Here is a 20455-nt window from a genome sequence, read left to right as displayed (position 1 = left end):
TCGCCCGCGGTGCCCGGCCGTGGTGAGGTGACACCGTGCCGATCGACCCGCACTTCACCCCGTTCCTGCAGCGCCTGGCCGAGCTCGGTGCCACCCCGCTGGTGAGCGGGGACGCCGTCGTCGACCGCCAGCGCTACCGCGCGCTGTCGCTGGCCCGCCGAGGGGAGGGCTACCGCCCCGAACCGGTGGCCGACGTCGAGGACCGCACGATCGCCGGCCCCGACGGCGACCTCGCCCTGCGGATCTACCGGTCGGGGCTGGGCCGGGTCGGCGGCCAGACCCGGCCGGTGGTGGTCTGGCTGCACGGCGGTGGCTGGGCGGTGGGCGACCTGGACACCCACGACCCGGTGTGCCGGGCGGTGGCCAACCGGCTGGGCGCCACCGTGCTGGCGGTGGACTACCGGCTGGCCCCCGAGCACCCGCACCCCGCGCCGCTGGACGACTCCGTCGCCGCGGTCCGCTGGGCCGCGCACCGCTGGCCGACCGCGCCCCTCGTGGTGGCCGGGGACAGCGCCGGGGCCGGCCTCGCGGCCGGGGTGGCCCTGCGCTGCCGCGACGAGGGCGGGCCGGTGCTGGCCGCCCAGCTGCTGGCCTACCCGGGCCTGGACCCCACGATGGGGATGCCGTCCACCGACGAGAACGGCACCGGCCTGTTCCTGGAGAAGGTCGACATGCGCCGGTTCTGGGACTGGTACCTGCCCGACGGCGGCGACCGGTTCACCGCACCGCTGGGCACCGACCTGACCGGGCTCCCCCCGGCGGTGGTGGCCACCGCCGAGTTCGACCCGCTCCGCGACGAGGGCGACACCTACGCCGTGGAGCTCGCCGCCGCCGGCGTGCACGTCGTCCACCTGCCCGGGCCCGGCCTGGTGCACGGGTACTTCGGGCTGACCGAGATCGCCCCTGCGGCCGCCGTCCGGCGGTCCGAGGTGCTCGACGTGCTGGCCGACCTGCTCGGCACCCCGGGCGTCGGCCCGGAGGAGCCGGCCTGGCCGACCACCGAGCCGCTCGGGGCCTGGCTGGAGCGCGGTGCCGCCCGGGTCGCGGTGGACCTGCGCGGCGGCGGGCTGCGCCGGCTGGCCGTCGGGGACTGGGACGTGCTGGACGGCTACCCGACCGGCGTCGTGCCCAAGGGCCGCCGCGGCGGCCTGCTGCTGCCCTGGCCCAACCGGCTGCGCGACGGCGCGTGGTCCTGGGACGGCGCTGACCTGCAGCTGGACGTGACCGCCGAGGGCGCCGCGATGCACGGCCTGCTGTCCTGGCAGCCCTTCGCCGTCCTGGCACGCACCCAGGACACCGTCACCGTGGGCACCGTGCTGGAGCCGCGGTCGGGCTACCCGTTCCGGCTGGCCGTCGCCGTGGACTACCGGCTGGAGCCCGACCGGCTCACCGTCACCGTGCGGGTGCGCAACGCCGGCACTCACCCGGCGCCGTTCGGCGTCGGCATGCACCCCTACCTGCACGTCGGCTCGGACGCCGACGGCGCTGTCGGGGCCGCGGACCTCGACGTGCCCGCGCGCACCGCGCTTGACCTGGACGGCGGCCTGCCCACCGGCGGGCGGCACGCCTTCGACGGCGCGGTCGGCACGATCGGCGACCGCGCGCTGGACGACGCCGTCACCGACCTGGTCCGGGACGACGACGGCTGGGCGCGGGTCCGGCTGAGCGGCCCGGCCGGTGCGCTGGAGCTGGCCGTGGACCGCAGCTGGCCCTGGCTGCAGGTCTACACCGGCGACACCCTGCCCGAGGGCCAGCGGCGCCGGAGCCTGGCGGTGGAGCCGATGACCTGCCCGCCGAACGCACTGGCCGACGCCGCCGACCTGGTGGTCCTGGCCCCCGACGCGACGTGGTCGGGGACCTGGACCCTCGGGTGGACGCCGGCCTAGAGGTCGCCGCGCCGGGCCAGGTGGCGCAGCCGCTCGAACACGCGGCCGCGCACCTGGTCCTGGGCGCGCTCGGGCCAGTCGAGGAAGACCAGCGAGGCCTCCAGCCGGCCGTCGGTGACCGGGAAGCCGCGGCGGACCTCGGCCGGCCCGCTGATCGAGGACCCGTCGGTCAGCTGCAGGGTCACCGTGACCCGGTCCAGCACGGCCGGCCAGCCCGCCTCCACCGGCCACCGGCCCCGGAGACCCGTCTCGCTGAGGTCCAGGCTGGTGCCGGTCACGGTGCGGCCGCCGTCGGCGAGGACGACGGGCAGCCCCACCTCGGCCCGGACCGCGCCGCGCCGCTGCGCCGAGCGGGTGCCGGACACCAGCTGCAGGCGCCAGGTCGGCTCGCCGTCCAGCACCACCTCGAGGACCTCGGCGGTGCGGGCGCGGGGTCCGGACCGGGTGGACCAGACCAGCTCGACCTGGTCGCCGACCGGGACCCGGATCCGCCGTCCGGTGCAGTCCTGGGCCACGGTGACGACGAGGACGCCGTCCCCGGGCTGGTCCTCCGGGACGAACGCCACGAGCAGGTCGTCGCGGTCGGCCACCTGCACGTCGATCACGCTGCGGGGGCCGGGCAGCTCCTCGCCGTCGGTCATGGTCGTCTCCTGGGGGGATGTGCGGTGCGGGCGACAGGTTGGCATCCCGGCGGGCGCAGCGGGGGCGGACCCGCCGCGCGACACTGATCGCATGCGGGTCATCGAGCTCTGGCGCTACCCGGTGAAGTCCCTGCAGGGCGAGCGGTGCACGGCCGTCGACGTCGGGCCCGAGGGGTTCGCCGGCGACCGCGCCTGGGCCCTGTTCGACACCGGCACCGGGTTCGGGCTGACCGCCCGGCGGGTGCCCGACCTGCTCTTCGCGGCGGCGCGGTCCACCGGTGGCCGCCCCGAGGTGGTGCTGCCCGACGGCACGGTCACCGACGACGACGCCGTCCTGTCGGCTTGGACCGGTCGGTCGGTGGAGCTGCGGCCGGCGTCCTACACCGGGCCCCGCACCTACGAGAACCCCGCCGACGTCGACACCGAGTCGCGGTGGAACCCGTTCTCCGGCGCCGACGGCGCCTTCCACGACAACGCCACCGCCCGGGTCACCCTGCTGTCCACCGGGACGACCGGGTCGTGGTCGCCGCGGCGGTTCCGGGCCAACGTGCTGCTCGACGGCGCCGGGGAGGACGAGCTGGTCGGCCGGCAGGTCCGGCTGGGGACGGCGGTGCTGGAGATCGGCGAACCGGTGCCCCGCTGCGTGATGACCACCCGGCCGCAGCCGGGCGGGGTCGGCCGGGACACCGGGGTGCTCAAGACCATCCACCGCGAGCACGACGGCACCCTGTCGGTCGGCGCGATGCCGGTCGCCGGTGGCCGGATCGCGGTCGGCGACGAGCTGCAGGCAGGCTGAGCACCGTGCAGACCGTGGAGCTCCGTGCCGGCGAGGACGTCATCCGGCTGGGCCAGCTGCTGAAGCTGGTCGACGCCGTCCCGACCGGGGCGCAGGTGAAGGACGTCCTGACCAGCGGGGACATCACCGTGAACGGCGAGCCCGAGGAGCGGCGCGGGCGCCAGCTGCACCGCGGCGACGTCGTCACCGTCGAGGGCCTGGACTCCTTCCGCATCTCCTAGCGGGGGTACACCTAGCGGGCTTGCGGAAGGACCCCGTCGCCCCCCACGGCACGCTCCGCGCGCCGCGGGGCCCTGCGACGGGGCCAACGGTCAGGTCCCTAACGGGGCTGGCAGCTGGGGCACCACCAGACCTTGCGGGTGCCCATCTCGGCGACCCGGATCTCGGTGCCGCAGCGCAGGCAGGGCTCGCCGTCGCGGCGGAAGACGTAGAACGCGTCGTCCCGGCCGACGTGGCCGTCGGTCTCCGGCCGGTCCGCCGGGTCGGTGGTGATCTCCTTGCCGCCGCGCTCGACCGCCTCGGACATGACCCGGGCCATCTCCGACCACATGGTCGTGAACTCGTCCTCGGCGACGTCGACCCCGGGCCGGTGCGGGTCCACCCCGGCCAGGAACGGCACCTCGGCCCGCCAGATCAGCCCGGCGCCGGCCGTGACCGCCTGGTCCAGCAGCAGCCCGCCGATCGGCTTCTTCGATTTCCGCACCTTGGCCCACGCGAGGCCGGGGTCGGCGTCGTCCCGGAGCGGGTCGGGGCCCAGCTTGGCGACGGCCCGGTCCATGCCCTCCTCGTCGACCAGCGTGCAGGTGATCGCCCCGCGCAGCTCGGCGCTGCGCTCGGCGTCCCCGCGCCCGGTGCGCAGCCGCAGCCGCACGTTGCTGGAGTCGGCGTTCACCACCGGGCGGCCGGACAGCTGCTGGTGGTCGGCGTCCCACCACGTCCAGCCGCCGATCAGGCCCAGGTGCACGTGCAGGTACTGCGGGGAGGCCCCGGAGAACCGCAGGAACAGGTTCTTGCCGAAGGCCTCGGTGTCGCGCAGGGTGCGCCCGTCCAGCGCCGCGGCGCCGTCGGCGAACCGGCCTTGCGGGCTGTCGGTGTGCACCACGCGGTCACCCATCGCCTCGTCGAAGCGGCGTGCGTCCACGTGGATCATGTGTCCCTCGGGCATGGGGCCTGTCTACCTGCCCCGCCCGCATACCCGGCCGGCACCCGGCTGGCACCCGCTCGTTCCACGTGGAACGTCGCGCTGTGCCACCGTGGCGCCGTGGCTCGCGTGCTGAAGGTGTCCGCCCCGCTCGACTCCGCCCCCCTCGACTTCGCCGCGGTCCGGGCGGAGTTCGACGTCCCGACGGACTTCCCGGCCGAGGTGCTGGCCGAGGCCGACCGGGTGGCGGCCGACCCGCCGCTGCCCGAGCACGACGCGACCGACCTGCCGCTGGTGACCATCGACCCGCCCGGGGCCCGAGACCTCGACCAGGCGATGCACCTGGCCCGCACGGACGGCGGCTACCGGGTCTCCTACGCGATCGCCGACGTCGGGGCGTTCGTGCCGCTGGGCAGCGCGATCGACGCCGAGGCCCGCCGCCGAGGCCAGACGGTCTACTGCCCCGACGGCCGGACGCCGCTGCACCCGCCGCAGCTGTCCGAGGGCGCGGCCAGCCTGCTGCCCGGCGAGCTCCGCCCGGCGGCGCTGTGGACGATCGACCTGGACGCCGAGGGCGAGGTCACCGCGGTCGACCTGCGCCGGGCCCGGGTCCGCAGCCGCGCGCAGCTGGACTACGCGTCGGTGGGTGCCGACGTGCCGCCGGAGCTGGAGCTGCTGCCCGAGATCGGCCGGCTGCTGCAGGCCCGCGCCCGGGACCGCGGGGCGATCGAGCTGGGCACGCCGTCCCAGGAGGTCGAGGCCGGGCCGGACGGCGGGTGGACCGTCGTCTTCCGCGGACAGTCCGACGTCGAGGACTGGAACGCGCAGATCTCGCTGCTCACCGGCCGGTGCGCCGCCCGGCTGATGCTCGACGGCGGGGTCGGCGTGCTCCGGACCCTGCCGCCGGCCGACCCCGGCGCGATCGCCGCGCTGCGCCGGCTGGCCCCCGGGCTGGGCGTCGACTGGCCGGACGGCGCCACCCCCGGCGAGGTCATCGCCGGGCTGGACCCCGCGCAGCCCCGGCATGCCGCCTTCCTCGACGCCGCGGCGTCGCTGCTGCGCGGCGCGGCCTACACCGCCTTCGACGGCACCCCGCCGGCCGAGCCGGGGCACGGCGGCGTCGGCGGGCCCTACGCCCACGTCACCGCGCCGCTGCGCCGGCTGGTCGACCGGTTCGGCACCGAGGTCTGCCTGGCCCTGGCCGCCGGCGGGCAGCCCTCGGCGGAGCTGCGGGCGGCGCTGCCCGAGCTGCCCGCGCTGATGGCCGCCTCCGACCGGCGCACGCACGCCGTCGAGCGCGCCGTGGTGGACCTGGTCGAGGCGACGCTGCTGGCCGGCCGGGTGGGCGAGGTGTTCGACGCCGTGGTGCTGGACACCGAGGAGAAGCGGTCGACCGTCGTCCTCACCGACCTGGCCGTGCAGGCCCGCTGCGACGGCAGGCTGACCCCCGGCGACCGGGTCCGGGTGCGGCTGACCGCGGCCGACCCGGCCACCCGCGCCGTCCGCTTCGAGCCGGCCTAGACCACCTTGCCGGGGTTGAGGATGCCGGCGGGGTCCAGGGCCTGCTTGACCGCGCGCTGCATCGCCATCACCGCCGGGCCCACCTCGTCGGCCAGCCCGGGGCGCTTGAGCAGCCCGACGCCGTGCTCGCCGGTGACGGTGCCGCCGACGGCCAGCGCGGCGGTGATGATCTCCTCGAAGGCCAGCTGGGCGCGGGCACGGGCGGGCTCGTCGCCGGGCGGCGTGATGATCAGAGGGTGCAGGTTGCCGTCGCCGGCGTGCGCGATGTTGGCGATCAGCACGTCGTGCGCGAGCGCGATCTCCTCGATCCGGCCCAGCACGGCGGGCACCGCGGCGATCGGCACGCAGACGTCCTCGGTGAGCACCGGGCCCAGCCGCTCCAGCGCCGGGTAGGCCAGCCGCCGGGCGGCGAAGAGCGCGTCGGCCTCCTCCTGGTCGGTCGAGCGCGCGGCCCAGGTGGCCCCGGCGGACTCGAAGCAGGCCAGCAGCGCGTCCGCCTCGGCCTCGCCGGCCGCGCCGGGGGCGTCGGTGCGGCCCAGCAGCACGACCTGCGCCTCGGTGGACAGGCCCATGTTCTTCCAGGCGTCCACGGCGGCCAGGCAGTGCCGGTCCACCAGCTCCAACGCGGACGGCGTCAGGCCCGCGGCGCCGACCGCCCGCACCGCCTCCCCGGCCGCGACCACGGAGTCGAAGTACCCGGCCACGGTGTGCTCGGGCAGCCGGGCCGGCCGCAGCCGCAGGGTGACCTCGGTGACGACGCCCAGCGTGCCCTCGCTGCCGACCATCAGGCCGGTCAGGTCGTAGCCGGCCACGCCCTTCGCCGTCCGGCGGCCCAGCCGGACCACCTCGCCGGTGCCGGTCACCACCTCCATGCCGAGCACGAAGTCCCGGGTGACGCCGTACTTCACGCAGCACAGCCCGCCGGCGTTGGTGGCCACGTTGCCGCCGATCGTCGACCAGGGGGAGGACGCCGGGTCCGGCGGGTACCAGAGGCCGAAGCCGGCCACGTGCGCCCGCAGGTCGTCGTTGACCACGCCGGGCTGCACGACGCACAGCCGCTCGACCGGGTCGACCTCGAGCACCGCGGTCATCTGCTCGGTGCTGAGCACCACGCAGCCCTCGACCGCGTTCGCCCCGCCGGACAGCCCGGTGCCCGCGCCCCGGGTCACCAGCGGGACCCCGTGCCGCAGGCAGGCCTGCACCACGACCTGGACGTCGGCGGCGCTGCGCGCCCGGACGACGGCCAGCGGCGTGCCGTACGGCGCCCACTCGGCCTCGTCGTGCCGGTAGGAGGCGGCCACCTCCGGGTCCTCGACCAGCCGGCCGTCGGGGAGGGCGCTGCGCAGCTCGTCGACCAGGGTCGCGGTGGACGTCGTCATCCCCCGAGTGCACACCCGCGGCGCCCGTCGCGCACACGGAGGGGTCAGACTCGACGGGGTGGGCGACTTCGTGGACTACCGCGGCGACCCGATCGCCGTCGACGACCGGGTCCGGATCGCCCCGACCCGCACCCGGCGCGGCGTCCCGGCCTACCTGGGCGGCGAGGTCGGGCGGGTCGCCTCCCTCGGCCGGTCCAAGGTCACGGTGGTCCTCGACCGCTACCCCGACCGTCCCTGGGTGGTGCCGCCCGACGTCCTGGCCCGGGTGCACCCGGACCGCGGCGCGGGTCTGGGAGGCTCGCCGGCGTGAGCACCCCGCACCTCGCCGCGCGCCTGCAGGGCTTCGGGACGACGGTCTTCGCCGAGATGAGCGCACTGGCGGTGGCCACCGGCTCGGTCAACCTGGGCCAGGGCTTCCCGGACACCCCCGGCCCGCCCGAGGTCCTCGACGTCGCCCGGGCCGCGATCGGCACCCCGCTGGACCAGTACCCGCCGGGCCCGGGGCTGCCGGTGCTGCGCGAGGCGGTCGCCGCCCACGTGCAGCGCTTCCGCGGCCTGGCCTACGACCCCGACACCGAGGTGCTGGTGACCGCCGGGGCCACCGAGGCCCTGGCCGGGGCGCTGCTGGGCCTGCTGGACCCCGGTGACGAGGTCGTGGTCTTCGAGCCCCTCTACGACAGCTACGCGGCCGGGATCGCGATGGCCGGGGCGGTCGCCGTCCCGGTGCCGCTGCGGCCCCCGGTCACCGACGGCGTGGGCGCCGACCCGTGGACCTTCGACCCCGCCGAGCTGCGGTCCGCGGTCGGGCCGCGCACGAGGCTGGTGCTGCTCAACACCCCGCACAACCCGACCGGCAAGGTGTTCGACCGGGCCGAGCTCGAGCTGGTGGCCGAGGTGGCCCGCGAGCACGACCTCCTCGTGGTGACCGACGAGGTCTACGAGCACCTGGTGTTCTCCGGGTCCCAGCACGTCTCCCTCGCCGAGCTGCCCGGCATGCGGGAGCGCACGCTGGTCGTCTCCAGCGGCGGCAAGACGTTCTCCACCACCGGCTGGAAGGTCGGCTGGGTGTGCGGTCCGGCCGAGCTGGTGACCTGCGTCCGGACGGCGAAGCAGTTCCTCACCTACGTCAACGCCGGCCCGTTCCAGCCGGCGATCGCCGCCGGTCTCGGCCTGCCGGACAGCTACTTCGGGCAGCTGGCGGCCGACCTGGAGCGCAAGCGCGACCTGCTGGTCGCCGGGCTCGCGGCGGCCGGGCTGCCCGTCGTCTCCCCGCAGGCCACCTACTTCGCCACCGTGCGGGTGCCCGGGGACGGGCTGGAGTTCTGCCGGGAGCTGCCGCACCGGGTCGGGGTGGTCGCCGTCCCGATGTCCGCGTTCTACCTGGCCGAGCACGCCGAGCTGGGGCTCGACCTCGTCCGGTTCGCGTTCTGCAAGCGCGACGAGGTCCTCGCCGAGGCCGTCGGGAGGTTGTCCGCATGAGGGTCGCCGCGGTCCAGCACGACATCGTCTGGGAGGACCGGGCGGCCAACCACGCCGCGCTGGCCGGACCGGTCGCCCGGGCGGTCGACGAGGGCGCCGGGCTGGTGGTGCTCTCGGAGACCTTCTCCACCGGGTTCTCGATGACCCCGGGCATCGGCGAGCCCGAGGGCGGGTCGAGCGCGACGTGGCTGGCGGAGCAGGCCCGGCGGCACGGCGTCTGGGTGGGCGGCTCCAGCGCGGAGGTCGCGGCGGGGGAGACCCTGCCGCACAACGCGTTCGTGCTGGCCGGCCCGGGCGGGGAGCTGCACCGCTACCGCAAGGTGCACCCGTTCACCTACGCCGGCGAGCACGAGCGCTTCCGGGCCGGGATGGCGCCGCTGACCGTGCAGGTCGGTGACCTGCGGGTGAGCCTGTTCGTCTGCTACGACCTGCGCTTCGCCGACGAGTTCTGGGCGCTGGCCCCGGACACCGACCTCTACCTGGTGCCGGCCAACTGGCCCGCCGCCCGCCGGGTGCACTGGCAGACCCTGCTGCGGGCCCGGGCGATCGAGAACCAGGCCTACGTGGTCGGGGTCAACCGGGTGGGCACCGCCGGCGACGGCACCGAGCACTGCGGGGACAGCGTCGTCGTCGGCCCGCAGGGCGAGCTGCTGGCCGAGGCCGGCGACGGCGAGGCGGTGCTGCTCGCCGACGTCGACCCGGCCGAGGTCGCCCGCGTGCGTCAGCAGTTCCCCTTCCTGCAGGACAGGCTCTGACCCGGCCTGCCTCCAGGGGACCGCGGCGCGCGCAGCGTGGCGTGGGGAGGAGGTAGGTCCTTCTTCCATCAGTCGTCGGCCTCGACGCCCAGGAGGCGGACCTCCTCGACGTCCAGCTGGGCCATCAGCCGGCGCATGACGATGTCGTCGATGGTGTGCTCGTCGCGCAGCCGGACCACCGCCTCCCGCTTGTCGGCCAGCAGCGCCAGCCGCAGCCGCTGCTCGACGGCGGCCTCGTCCAGCACCCGGCGCTTGGCGGCCCGGTGGTCGGGGTCGGTGACCCGGCCGTCGGCGAGCACCTCCTCCAGGTGCTGCTGCCGGATCCGGGTCTCGTAGGCCTCCCGCACCCGCTCCACGACGGCCTCGGGTGCACCGATCTCGGCGGCCCGGCCGTCGATGGCCTCGGCGCCGGCCCGGGTCATCTCGCGCTCGGCGAGCAGCCGCTCCTCCTCCTCGGCCGGGTCCTGCTGCAGCCGGGAGAACCGGATCACCGCCGGCAGGGTCAGCCCCTGCACCACCAGCAGGACCACGATGACGCCGAAGGTCACCAGCAGCACCAGGTCCCGGCCCTCCAGCGGACCGCCGGCGGCGGTCGTCGTCGGCACGGCCAACGCGGCGGCCAGCGACACCGCACCGCGGAACCCGGCCCACTGGGTGGGCAGCCGGCCGCGGAAGCCGACCCGCCGCAGCCGCTGCTGGGGACGACGGTCCAGCGCCCGGATGACGTAGGGCAGCGTGTTGCCCCACAGCAGGCGGGTGGCCACCACGGTGAGCGACACCCACAGCGTGGCGGCGACCCCGGTCCACAGCTCGGCGGCCGACCGGCCCTCGACCACGGCGTGCAGCTCCAGGCCGACCAGGACGAACAGCGACCCGTTGAGCAGGAACGTGGTCAGCGTCCAGAACCCGGCCGACTGCACGCGGGCCCGGGCGGAGATCACCCGCGAGGCGATCTGGGTGAGAGTCAGCCCGCAGGTCACCACCGCGACCACCCCGGAGGCGTGGATCAGCTCGGCCGGCAGGTAGGCCAGGAACGGGGTGAGCACGCTCATCACGTTCTCCAGCCGGGCGTCGTGCAGCCGGCGGCGCACCTCGACGACCAGGAACGCCAGTGCCAGGCCGACGGCGATGCCCCCGGCGTAGGACCCGACCAGCCGCCACGCGATCCCGGCCGGCCCGACGTCCAGGGTGCCCACGGCCACCCCGACCGCGACGCCGAAGATCACGAGGGCGGTGCCGTCGTTGACCAGGCTCTCCGCGCGCAGCAGGGTGCGGGCCCGGCGGGGGAGCAGACCGGCCACGGTGGACACCGCCGTCGCGTCGGTCGGGGCCAGCACCGCGCCGAGCACGAAGGCCATCGGCCAGGACAGCCCCAGCGCGTGCGCCACCACGGCGACCGTGCCGGCGGTGACCAGCACCAGCCCGACCGACATCAGGCTGATCACCCGCAGGTCGGCCCGGATCTGGCGCAGCGAGATGGTCAGCGACTCCCAGTACAGCAGCGCGGGGAGGAACAGGAAGAGGACGACGTCCGGGGGCATCTCGACCCCGCCGACGCCGGGCAGGAACCCGACCACGGTGCCCAGCGCCAGCAGGACCAGGGGAGGGGGGAGCCGGAGCCGGCGGGCCAGCACGGTCCCGGCCAGCACCAGCACCCCGACGACGACGAGGACCTCGAGCGCGCGCACCGGCAGATCCTCCGCCCTACCGGGCCGGCAGCACCAGTTCCGCGGCCACGGCCCGGTGGTCGCTGCCGGGCAGGTCGTGCACCGTGAACGACGCGACGCCGATCCGCCGGTCGGCCAGCACGTGGTCGATGGTCAGCCGGGGCTGCGGCCGGGTCTCCGGCGTCCAGGTGTGCACCAGGCCCTGGCCGGCCCGCGTCGCGGCGTCGGCGTACCCGCGGGCGAGCAGGCGCCGGAACGCGCCGTGGTCGCGGGTGGCGTTGAAGTCCCCGGCCAGCACCCGCAGGACGTCGTCCCCGGTCGAGGGCAGGGCGGCCATCTCGCGCTCCCAGCGCGCGGTCCGGCCCACCGACATCGGCGGGTCGGTGTGCACGGCGGTGACCTCGAGGTCGGGGCCGCCGGGGACGGCGAGCCGGACGACGGGCTGCTCGAACCGGCCCGGCGCGCCGCCGCGGTCCAGCACCTCCAGCCGGGTCCAGACCGCCCCGCCGGCCGCCGGCGGGGCACCGGGCCGGTGCCCGCGCACGTGCTCGGTGGGCAGCAGGTCGCGCAGCCCGGCGGCGCGCAACCGCTCGTCGGCGGTCGGGGTCAGCTCCACCAGGCACAGCACATCGGCGTCCAGCGAGCGGACCAGCTCGACGACGGCGGCGGGGTCGGCCCGGCCGTGCAGCAGGTTCGCCGACACGATCCGCACCCGGGCGCCGTCGGTGCGCACCGGCGAGACCCGGGCGCGGGCCAGCGTCACCCCGGCCAGCACCCCGGCCGCCGTCGCCGAGAGCAGGGTCGCGGCGGGGGAGCGGCGGGCCACCGCGAGGGCGAGCGGGAGCACCGACGACGCGGCCGCGTAGGGCACGAAGGACATCGCGGGGACCAGCGGCCAGCCCCGCTCGTACCCCGTCACCCGCAGCGCGGCGCACACCGCCCACGGGGTGGCCACGGCCAGGGGCAGGAGGTCGCGCCGCACGGGTTCCACCGGGACCATGATCGACCACAGGGGGTTGTTCACCTCGCTGAGGTAGAAAGCGCACCTCAACCCGTACGTCGAGCAGGAGTGGATGCACCGTGGCGACCGAGCACACCGAGATCGAGCGCAAGTACGACGTCGAGGAGACGTTCGTGCTGCCCGACCTCAGCGGCGTCCCGGGGGTGGCCTCGGTCGGCGCCCCCGTCGTGCACGAGCTGGCCGCCACCTACTTCGACACCGCCGACCTGCGGCTGGCGAAGGCGAAGATCACCCTGCGGCGGCGCACCGGCGGCACCGACGAGGGCTGGCACCTCAAGCTGCCGGCCGCGGCCGGTGCGCGGCGCGAGCTGCAGTCCCCGCTCGGCCGGGCGGTCAAGGCGCCGCCGCGTGCGGTGCTGGCCCCGGTGCTGGGCGTCGTCCGGCGGGCCCCGGCCGCGCAGGTCGCCACCCTGCACACCCGGCGCACCCTGGTGACGCTGCTGGCCGAGGACGGCCGGGTGCTGGCCGAGGTCGCCGACGACCAGGTCACCGGCACCGCGCTGCCGGCCGCCGCCGGGGAGGCCGCGGTGGTCACCACCTGGCGCGAGGTCGAGGTCGAGCTGGTGGACGGCGACGAGGAGCTGCTCGGTGCGGTCGGCGCCGAGCTGGTGGTCTCCGGCGCCCGCCCGTCGGCGTCGGCGGCCAAGCTGACCCGCGTGCTGGCCGACCGGCTGGCCGGCCCGCCGCCGGCCACCGTGCAGGACGAGGCCGACGACGAGCCCGACGAGGACGACACCGAGGACGACGTCGTCCCCGAGCCCGTGGTCGAGGAGCCGCTGCCCGAGGGCAAGAAGGCCCGCGCCAAGGAGATCGCCCGCCGGGCGAAGGCCGCCGAGGACGCGGCCGCCGCGGTGAAGGCGGAGAAGAAGGCCGCGAAGAAGGCGGAGAAGGCCGCCGCGGCGGAGGCCGCGGAGCGGGCCCGCCTGGCCGCGATCCCGAAGGCCGGCGAGGTCGTCGTCGCGGCGCTCGCCGAGCAGCTGACCGCCCTGCAGCGCGCGGACCTGATGGTGCGCACCGACGTCCCCGACGGCGTGCACCAGGTGCGCGTCGCCTCCCGCCGGCTGCGCAGCGTCCTGGCCGCCTACCGGCCCGTGCTGGACCGCACCCGCACCGACGCCGTCCGCGACGAGCTGCAGTGGCTGGGCCAGGAGCTGTCGGGCACCCGGGACGCCGAGGTGTCCCTGGAGCACCTGCGCGAGCTGGTCGCCGCCCAGCCGGTGGAGTTCGTGCTGGGCCCGGTGGCCGCCCGGCTGCAGCAGGCCGAGCTGCAGGGCGAGACCGCCGGCACCGGTCACGCCGTGGCCGCGCTGAGCACCCCGCGCTACCTGACCCTGCTGGACACCCTGCACGCCCTGGTCGCCCAGCCGCCGCTGGCCGAGCGCGCCGCCGAGCCGGCCGCCGACGTGGTGGCCGACGTCCTGCGGCACACGGTGAAGCGGCTGCGGAAGCTCGTGGACACCGCCGAGGACGCCGAGTTCGCCGAGCCCGAGGGTGCCGGGTCCGAAGCCGTCGAGAGCCCCTACGAGCTGGCCCTGCACGAGGTGCGCAAGGCCGGCAAGCGGGTGCGCTACACCGCCGAGGTCGCCGCCCCGGTGCTGGACGGGACGAAGAAGAACGGCGCCGTCATGGGTGTCGTGGACGCGATGAAGCAGCTGCAGGACGTGCTGGGCGACCGGCAGGACACCGTGGTCACCCGCGAGCTGTGCCGCACCCTGGGCCTGGCCGCGTTCGGCGCGGGGGATAACGCCTGGACCTTCGGCCGGCTGCACGCCCTGGAGGAGGCCCGCGCGATGCAGGCCGAGCGGGACTTCTGGGCGTTGTGGCCCTCGCTGGGGCCCGTGCTGAACGGCGTCGCCGGCGAGCGATGACAATGGCACCGTGATCGCCTTCGGTGCCGTCGTCGGGCTCGCGATGGTGCTGCTGCACGGCTGGCTGTGGTTCCGGCTCGTGCGCAGCACCACGCGGCCCGGCCGCACCCGTCGCCTGCTGACCGGGCTCACCGTGGTGCTGGCGCTGCTGCCCACCGCGGCGGTGCTGGGTCGCCGCTCCCTGCCGCTGGACGTGCAGGCGCCGCTGGACTGGGTCGGCTACACCTGGCTGGGCGTGGCGTTCTACGCCTTCCTGGCGCTGCTGGTGCTCGAGCCGGTGCGCTGGGTGCTCCGGGCGGTGCAGCGCCGCCGGCCGGCCCCCGCCGCCGACGTCTCCGCCGTCCCTGCCTCGGCGTCCGAGCCGGCGCCGGAGCCGGCCGCGCAGCGCGAGCCGGCCGACGTCCCGCGCCGGTTGTTCCTGGCCCGGTCGTTGGCGGTCACCGCCGGCGTGGCCGCGGTCGGCACGGCCGGGTACGGGGTGTGGGCGGCCAACTCCGCGCCGGTGGTGCGCCGGGTGCCGATCGCGCTGGCCGGCCTGGACCCCTCGTTGGCCGGCTACCGGATCGTCACCTTCTCCGACGGCCACCTGTCCGCCACCTACGGCGGGCGCCGGTTCGAGCGGCTGGTCGAGATGGTCAACGCGCAGTCCCCCGACGCGGTGGCGATCGTCGGTGACCTGGTCGACGGCGAGGTCGACGAGCTGCGCGAGGACGCCGCCCCGCTCGGGGACCTGGTCAGCCGGGACGGCGCCTACTTCGTCACCGGCAACCACGAGTACTTCGTGGACACGAACGCCTGGCTCACCCACCTGTCCGGCCTGGGCATCGACGTGCTGCGCAACGAGCGGGTCGCGCTGGGCCGCGGCGGGGCGACCTTCGACCTGGCCGGCATCGACGACCGGACGGCGGCCGCCTCCGGGCTGGCCGGGCACGGCGCGAACCTGGACGCGGCGCTGGACGGGCGGGACGACGCCGTCCCGGTCGTGCTGCTGGCCCACCAGCCGGTGCAGGTGGAGCAGGCCCGGGCCGCCGGGGTCGACCTGCAGCTGTCCGGGCACACCCACGGCGGGCAGCTGTGGCCCTTCGACTACGGCGTCCTGCTGGACCAGCCGGCGGTGGAGGGGTTGTCCCGGCAGGGCGACACCCAGCTCTACGTGACGTCCGGCGCCGGGTACTGGGGCCCGCCGATGCGGGTGGGCGCCCGCCCCGAGATCACCGTGATCGAGCTGCGCCCGGCGGGCTAGATCGAGCGGAGGGCGGCGAAGGCCTCGTCGAGCAGGTCACCGAGCACGCGCTCGCCGCCGGTGGCCGCCCAGCGCACGAAGGCCGTGGTCGCCGCGGTCAGGCAGGCCGCGATCACCACCACGTCGGCGGCCCCCTCGGACGTGGTGAGGTCGATCCCCAGCTGGTCGCCCAGCACGGTCGTGGAGGCGTGCTGCCGGTCCGCGGCGCGCAGCAGGAGCGCCGGGGAGGCGAGCACCATCGACCAGCGGGACAGCAGCTCGGCGAGGACCTCGGGCGGCAGGTCGTCGGTCATCGCCCGCAGACCGCGCCGGATGCGCTCGGTGAGGGGCAGGTCGGCGGGTTGCCGGCTGAAGTGGTCGCCGATCCAGAGCGCGTCCTGGTCGGGCAGGACGACGTGCTCCTTGGTGCGGAAGTAGGCGTAGAACGTCGGCACCGAGACCCCGGCGGCGTGTGCGATCTCGGCGACGGAGACCGCGTCGTAGCCGCGCTCGTCGAAGACCGCGAAGGCCGCGGCGGTCAGGCGGCGACGGGTGGCGTCGCGTTTCTGAGCTCGCCAGTCTCGTCCTGCCACCTGCACATCGTGGCACGTGGGCAGATCCGGCGGCGGGTCGTCGCAGGTCAGCCCGCCAGGTTGGGCCGCACCAGCACGTCCGTGAGCTCGGCGACCAGATCGAGCCCGTCGGCGTCCTCGGCACCACCGCCGGTGAGCCAGCGCTCGACCAGCACCGCGCAGGCGGCGCGCAGGGCCAGCACGGGGAACGTGCCCGGTGGCACCTCGCCCCGCTGCTCGGCCCGGACCACCAGCGCCCGGACGGCGTCGGACCACTCACCCACCGGGCCGCGGGGCAGCAGCGGCAGCAGCGGGGAGTCCGGGCCGAGCGCCGGCACCGTGCGCCGCCAGGCCAGGGCCCGGGGGGACCGCAGCGCCGCGGCGAGGGCGGTCAGCAGGGCGGTGGTGTCCGCGGTCAGCGAGCCGTGGTCCTCGGCGGGCAGGAGGTCCGGGGCGGTGCTGCCGAAGGCATCGCGCACCAGGGCGTCCTTGCTGGGCCAGCGGCGGTAGATCGTCGCCTTGCCCACCCCGGCCCGCCGGGCCACGGCGTCCAGGGCGCAGGTCTCCAGCCCGCCCTCGCCCAGCAGGTCCAGCGCGGCGGCGAGGATCGCGACGTCGAGGGCCGGGTCCCGGGGTCTGCCCACGGGCCGCGGCGGCAACGGAGGTGCACCGGTCAGCACGACACCCTCCTCGGCCGGAACGAATGTGTCCGGAAGGCTAGCGCTGCCGGAACGCGCTGGCCAGAGCCCATCCGGTGGCCCGGCGATTGGTCATGACGTCTAGACGTCTGCCGATCGAGTACCTTTCAGTGGTGACCGAGCCGGAGGGACGCGAGTGAGCCCGGACGCCGGTCCGAAATACCTGGCGGTGCGTGAGCACCTGCGTCGACGGGTCGCCGACCTGCCCGAGCACACCCTCCTCCCGCCGGAGCCCGTGCTCTGCGAGGAGTACGGGGTCAGCCGCATCACGCTGCGGCGGGCCGTCGACGGGCTGGTGGCCGACGGCCACCTGGTGCGCGAGCAGGGCCGCGGCACCTACGTGACCCGGCCGGGCATCCGGCACGAGTACCGCGAGAGCTTCGTGCACCGGATCGCCGGGTTCCACTCGGTGATGACCGAGCAGGGCGCCCAGGTCGGCACCACGGTGCTCGGCCAGCAGGTGCTCGCCGTCCCGCCGGCGGTCGCGGCCGAGCTGCGGCTCGAGCCCGCCGACCAGGTCGTCGAGCTGGTGCGGCTGCGGTCGGTCGACGGGCAGCCCAACCACGTCGTGCGGTCGTTCCTGCCCGCCGAGGACTACCCGAAGGCCGCGACCGAGGACTTCGGCCACGGGTCGCTGTACGAGTTCCTGCGCCGGGAGTACGAGGCCGACCTCGCCCGCGCGCGCATCGTCGTGGACGTCGGCACCGCCGGCGCTGAGGAGGCCGAGGTGCTGCAGGTGGTCGCCGGTTCACCGTTGCTGGTGGTGCGCACGACCGTGCACGACGGGTACGGCAACCCGCTGGTGCACTCGTTCTCCCGGCTGCGGCCCGACGTCAGCCAGGTCGAGTTCGAGGTCTCGGTGAACGGGCGATGAGCACCACGGCCAGCGGCACCCGCCGGGTGCCCGACCGCCGCGAGGACGTCTGGCGGGCCCTCGCCGTCCTGCACCCGTACTGCGCGGTGTGCGAGGTGTCCTACGTGGTCTCCGGCCCGACCCGCAAGGGGACGACGTTCGTCTGCGTGCCCGGCGAGCTTGCCGAGGGGACGCCGCCGCCGGCGGGCGCGCCGAAGGGCACCATCGTGGAGTGGACGCCGGCCCGCGTCGTCGTCACCCGGCTGGAGCTGACGCCCGAGACGTGGACGACGCGGATCGAGCTGGCCGACGCCGGCAAGGGCGGGGCCGACGGCACCGACGTGACGATCACCGTCACCCACGAGCCGGTCGGCGGGTCGGCCCTGATGCGCTTCGTGCAGCGCAAGGCGATGGCCCGGCTGGTGCGCCGGACCGTCGACAGCGAGCTCGACCGGCTGCCGGAGCACCTCGCCGCGGCCGTCTGACCTCGCGGGGAACCGCAGCGCGGCCGGTGCGTTGGACCGGTGTGACGGCGCACGCACTCGAGTGGCAGCGGGCCGCGGCCGCCCTGACCCGGGCCATGCCGCGGCACCGCATGGTGGGCAACGGGATGCAGGCCACCGACGCCGACGAGCTGCACGCCGGGGTGTCCGCCGGCACCCCGTGGTCGGAGGTGGCGGCCCGGCTGGCCCGCCGGCAGACCCGCGCCGCGATGGCCGCCATCGAGGCCGGGGACCGGCAGACCGCGCGGGAGAGGTTCCTGCGCGCGGCGGCCTGCTACAGCTTCGGCCAGGTGCCGCTGGAGGACGGGCCGGCCAAGCGGTCGCTCTACCGCGACCTCGTCGAGGCGTTCGGCCGGGCCGGCGCCCTGCTCGACCCGCCGGCCGAGCACGTCGAGGTGCCGTGGCGCGGGCGCAGCCTGCGCGGGTGGCTGCTGCGCCCGGCCGGGGTGGTCCGCCCGCCGGTGGTCGTGGTGCTGGGCGGCATCGACGCCTGGCGCGAGGAGTACGCCGCCGGTGCCGAGCTGGTCCGCGACCGCGGGGTGGCGCTGTTCCTGCTCGACGCCCCCGGCCAGGGCGAGACCCGGGTGCTGGGCGGGCTCCACCTGGACCGCGACGTCCGGCTGGCGCTGTCGGCCGCGGTCACCCACGTGCTGGCCGACGAGCGGCTGGGCGACCGGGTGGCCGTGTGGGGCAACAGCATGGGCGGCCACCTGGCTGCGCTGCTGGCCGCCCAGGACCCGCGGGTCGCCGCCTGCGTGGTCACCGGGGGCACGGTCCGCCCGGCCGAGACGCACACCCGCTTCCCGCGGTTCCTGGCCAAGGTGCAGGCGATGCTGGGGCTGGACCCCGAGGCCTCCCGCTCGCTGATGGACGACCTCGAGCTCGACGCCGCCACCCTGGCCGGCCTCACCTGCCCGCTGCTGGTGCAGCACGGCCGGCGGGACGCGGTGTTCAAGGTGGCCAACGCGCGCGAGGTGCACGACCTGGCCGGGTCGGCGGACAAGACCTGGCAGGAGTGGCACGACGGCGACCACTGCGTGGACAACCACGCGGACGAGAAGTACCTCGCGGTCGCCCGGTGGCTGGCCCCCCGGCTCACCGGCGCGTGGTGACGGCCTCCTCGTAGTCGGGGTAGCTGGCCAGCACGTCCTCGATCTCGACGATCGAGGGGAAGTCGGCGACGTCCTGGTGCGTGCGCAGGAAGTCGACGGTGGCCGCGACCAGGTCGGCCTCGTCACCCGGTGCGACGCCGAGCTGCTGGGCGACGTCCGGTGTCACGTGGAACCAGGCCTCGACGTCCTCCTCGCCGTCGGTCATGCGGACGACGTACTGCTGGTCGCCCTGGTCCTCGATGTCGTAGTCCTCGGCAGCCATGACCAGGCACTACCCGCCCGGGGGCGTGGGAATCAGAGGGTGACGGACTCCCCAGGAGCGAGCCGGGTGTAGCTGCCGGGGACGCCCGGGCCGTTCTCGCCGAGGAAGTTCGCGCCCACCATCAGCCCGGTGTCGTTGAGCAGTCCGTCGTGCACCGCGTAGGACCGGGTCGGCTGCACCTCGCGCACGTAGTCCACGAGCTCGCCGGTCTTGGACCACGGGGCGTGCAGGGGCAGCAGCAGGGTCTCGACACCGGTCCCGGGGACGGTCAGCGCGTCGCCGGGGTGGAAGACCGTGCCGTCGACCAGGAAGCCGACGTTGGTGATCCGCGGGATGTCGGGGTGGATCACCGCGTGCCACTCGCCGTGGGCCTGGACCTCGAACCCGGCGGCGGTGAACGCGTCGCCCTGGCCGACCACGTGTACCTGCGCCCCGGCGTCGAGCTGGTCGGCGACCGCCTGGTTGGTCCACACCTGCAGGTCGCCGTCCTCGGCGAGGGCGCGCTTGGTGCGCTCGACGTCGAGGTGGTCGAAGTGCTCGTGGGTGATGAGCAGCGCCGAGGCGCCGGTCCAGGCCGCCTCCTCGGTGAACGCGCCCGGGTCCAGCAGCAGCCGGCGGTCGCCGTCGGAGAGGACGACGCAGGCGTGCCCGTGCTTGGTGAGCTCCATGACCGCGACGCTGCCACGCTCGAGGTCCGGCCGCACGGCGGGACGGGCCGGTGACACGCCGTCCCCACCTGGGGGTTCCTGAGCTTGATGGTGCACAAGTGACCAACCCGGACGGGTGATTCGTGTTGCGCATCCCTGCTCGGGTGGTCCGCTCGCGCCGAACCAGGGGGCATGAGCGAACTCGTCCTGACCCTCGCTGCCGCCCAGGGCCGCAGCACCGGCATCTGGCACGCCGTGGAGCTGCACCGCAGCCCGTCCGAGGTGGACGGCGCCTGCGAGGTGGCCGTCTGCGGTGCCCTGGCCCGCGTCGACCTCGACCAGGCCTGGGACGGCGACGACGAGGAGAGCTGCGAAGCCTGCGCCGACCTCCTCTACTGACCCACCCCACCCCACCCCCCCCCCCACCACCAC

General features: G+C 75.8%; 22 protein-coding genes. 13 read left to right on the top strand and 9 right to left on the bottom strand.

What is annotated here, in order from left to right; genetic code table 11:
- Positions 1-35 precede the first annotated feature (35 nt).
- A complete protein-coding gene (locus UXQ13_RS15460) occupies positions 36-1886 on the top strand; it encodes an aldose epimerase family protein (protein ID WP_225233745.1) in 1851 nt (616 codons plus the stop codon).
- Here UXQ13_RS15460 and UXQ13_RS15455 read toward each other — a convergent pair.
- Positions 1883-2527, bottom strand: a complete 645-nt coding sequence (locus UXQ13_RS15455; protein ID WP_225233746.1) for a PilZ domain-containing protein — start codon at positions 2525-2527, stop codon at positions 1883-1885. The two genes, UXQ13_RS15460 and UXQ13_RS15455, sit on opposite strands and share 4 nt — an antisense overlap.
- Before the next feature lie 91 nt (positions 2528-2618).
- Here UXQ13_RS15455 and UXQ13_RS15450 point away from each other — a divergent pair, with 91 nt between their 5' ends.
- Both UXQ13_RS15450 and UXQ13_RS15445 read left to right on the top strand, forming a co-directional pair.
- Positions 2619-3323, top strand: a complete 705-nt coding sequence (locus UXQ13_RS15450) for an MOSC domain-containing protein (RefSeq protein ID WP_225233747.1) — start codon at positions 2619-2621, stop codon at positions 3321-3323.
- A 14-nt stretch (positions 3324-3337) separates the two neighbouring features.
- Positions 3338-3544 (top strand): RNA-binding S4 domain-containing protein, encoded by a 207-nt coding sequence (locus tag UXQ13_RS15445; RefSeq protein WP_225233748.1) that lies wholly within the window; start codon positions 3338-3340, stop codon positions 3542-3544.
- Positions 3545-3642: 98 nt separating this feature from the next.
- Here UXQ13_RS15445 and UXQ13_RS15440 read toward each other — a convergent pair whose 3' ends face one another.
- The gene (locus UXQ13_RS15440; protein WP_225233749.1) at positions 3643-4488 is read right to left on the bottom strand and encodes an Fpg/Nei family DNA glycosylase; all 846 of its coding nucleotides are present in this window, start codon (positions 4486-4488) and stop codon (positions 3643-3645) included.
- A gap of 96 nt (positions 4489-4584) precedes the next feature.
- Between UXQ13_RS15440 and UXQ13_RS15435 the strand changes: the two genes are divergently transcribed.
- Positions 4585-5985: an RNB domain-containing ribonuclease gene (locus UXQ13_RS15435; RefSeq protein ID WP_225233750.1), complete on the top strand. Its 1401-nt coding sequence runs from the start codon at positions 4585-4587 to the stop codon at positions 5983-5985.
- Here UXQ13_RS15435 and UXQ13_RS15430 read toward each other — a convergent pair.
- On the bottom strand, positions 5982-7364 hold the full coding sequence (locus tag UXQ13_RS15430) for an FAD-binding oxidoreductase (RefSeq protein WP_225233751.1): 1383 nt from the start codon (positions 7362-7364) through the stop codon (positions 5982-5984). The two genes, UXQ13_RS15435 and UXQ13_RS15430, sit on opposite strands and share 4 nt — an antisense overlap.
- A 58-nt stretch (positions 7365-7422) precedes the next feature.
- Between UXQ13_RS15430 and UXQ13_RS15425 the strand changes: the two genes are divergently transcribed.
- The 3 genes from UXQ13_RS15425 to UXQ13_RS15415 are packed head-to-tail and all read left to right on the top strand — an operon-like array spanning position 7423 to position 9598.
- Entirely contained in the window at positions 7423-7674 is a 252-nt protein-coding gene (locus UXQ13_RS15425) for a hypothetical protein (protein WP_225233752.1), read from the top strand.
- Positions 7671-8843: a pyridoxal phosphate-dependent aminotransferase gene (locus UXQ13_RS15420; RefSeq protein WP_225233753.1), complete on the top strand. Its 1173-nt coding sequence runs from the start codon at positions 7671-7673 to the stop codon at positions 8841-8843. The genes UXQ13_RS15425 and UXQ13_RS15420 overlap by 4 nt, the downstream gene beginning before the upstream one ends.
- Positions 8840-9598 carry a nitrilase-related carbon-nitrogen hydrolase gene (locus UXQ13_RS15415; protein ID WP_336392515.1) on the top strand — a complete coding sequence of 253 codons (759 nt, stop codon included), beginning with the start codon at positions 8840-8842 and terminating at the stop codon, positions 9596-9598. The genes UXQ13_RS15420 and UXQ13_RS15415 overlap by 4 nt, the downstream gene beginning before the upstream one ends.
- Before the next feature lie 68 nt (positions 9599-9666).
- Here UXQ13_RS15415 and UXQ13_RS15410 read toward each other — a convergent pair whose 3' ends face one another.
- A complete protein-coding gene (locus UXQ13_RS15410; RefSeq protein WP_225233755.1) occupies positions 9667-11286 on the bottom strand; it encodes a Na+/H+ antiporter in 1620 nt (539 codons plus the stop codon).
- A 16-nt stretch (positions 11287-11302) separates the two neighbouring features.
- A complete protein-coding gene (locus UXQ13_RS15405; protein ID WP_225233756.1) occupies positions 11303-12289 on the bottom strand; it encodes an endonuclease/exonuclease/phosphatase family protein in 987 nt (328 codons plus the stop codon).
- Between the two features lie 56 nt (positions 12290-12345).
- On the opposite strand from UXQ13_RS15405, the gene UXQ13_RS15400 reads away from it, so the two are divergent.
- A complete protein-coding gene (locus tag UXQ13_RS15400) occupies positions 12346-14154 on the top strand; it encodes a CYTH and CHAD domain-containing protein (RefSeq protein WP_225233757.1) in 1809 nt (602 codons plus the stop codon).
- 10 nt (positions 14155-14164) lie between these two features.
- Positions 14165-15397 (top strand): metallophosphoesterase, encoded by a 1233-nt coding sequence (locus UXQ13_RS15395; protein WP_336392514.1) that lies wholly within the window; start codon positions 14165-14167, stop codon positions 15395-15397.
- Here UXQ13_RS15395 and UXQ13_RS15390 read toward each other — a convergent pair.
- Both UXQ13_RS15390 and UXQ13_RS15385 read right to left on the bottom strand, forming a co-directional pair.
- Positions 15394-15969 carry a TetR/AcrR family transcriptional regulator gene (locus tag UXQ13_RS15390; RefSeq protein ID WP_225233759.1) on the bottom strand — a complete coding sequence of 192 codons (576 nt, stop codon included), beginning with the start codon at positions 15967-15969 and terminating at the stop codon, positions 15394-15396. The genes UXQ13_RS15395 and UXQ13_RS15390 overlap by 4 nt on opposite strands.
- Positions 15970-16016: 47 nt before the next feature.
- Positions 16017-16592 (bottom strand): TetR/AcrR family transcriptional regulator, encoded by a 576-nt coding sequence (locus tag UXQ13_RS15385; RefSeq protein WP_225233760.1) that lies wholly within the window; start codon positions 16590-16592, stop codon positions 16017-16019.
- A 223-nt stretch (positions 16593-16815) separates the two neighbouring features.
- On the opposite strand from UXQ13_RS15385, the gene UXQ13_RS15380 reads away from it, so the two are divergent.
- From UXQ13_RS15380 to UXQ13_RS15370, 3 genes are read left to right on the top strand one after another with little or no spacing between them, the layout of a single operon-like run.
- Entirely contained in the window at positions 16816-17520 is a 705-nt protein-coding gene (locus UXQ13_RS15380) for a GntR family transcriptional regulator (RefSeq protein WP_225233761.1), read from the top strand.
- A complete protein-coding gene (locus UXQ13_RS15375; protein ID WP_336392513.1) occupies positions 17517-17984 on the top strand; it encodes an SRPBCC family protein in 468 nt (155 codons plus the stop codon). The genes UXQ13_RS15380 and UXQ13_RS15375 overlap by 4 nt, the downstream gene beginning before the upstream one ends.
- Positions 17985-18025: 41 nt before the next feature.
- Positions 18026-19114 (top strand): alpha/beta hydrolase family protein, encoded by a 1089-nt coding sequence (locus UXQ13_RS15370; protein WP_225233763.1) that lies wholly within the window; start codon positions 18026-18028, stop codon positions 19112-19114.
- Here the strand turns inward: UXQ13_RS15370 and UXQ13_RS15365 are convergent.
- Both UXQ13_RS15365 and UXQ13_RS15360 read right to left on the bottom strand, forming a co-directional pair.
- Positions 19098-19376, bottom strand: a complete 279-nt coding sequence (locus UXQ13_RS15365; protein ID WP_225233764.1) for a TOBE domain-containing protein — start codon at positions 19374-19376, stop codon at positions 19098-19100. The genes UXQ13_RS15370 and UXQ13_RS15365 overlap by 17 nt on opposite strands.
- Before the next feature lie 32 nt (positions 19377-19408).
- Positions 19409-20044: an MBL fold metallo-hydrolase gene (locus UXQ13_RS15360; RefSeq protein ID WP_225233765.1), complete on the bottom strand. Its 636-nt coding sequence runs from the start codon at positions 20042-20044 to the stop codon at positions 19409-19411.
- A 171-nt stretch (positions 20045-20215) separates the two neighbouring features.
- On the opposite strand from UXQ13_RS15360, the gene UXQ13_RS15355 reads away from it, so the two are divergent.
- Entirely contained in the window at positions 20216-20422 is a 207-nt protein-coding gene (locus UXQ13_RS15355) for a hypothetical protein (protein ID WP_225233766.1), read from the top strand.
- Positions 20423-20455: the final 33 nt, after the last annotated feature.

Source organism: Klenkia terrae, assembly GCF_037083865.1.
Taxonomy (GTDB): domain Bacteria; phylum Actinomycetota; class Actinomycetes; order Mycobacteriales; family Geodermatophilaceae; genus Klenkia; species Klenkia terrae.
This window is presented reverse-complemented; position numbering and strand designations above follow the sequence as displayed.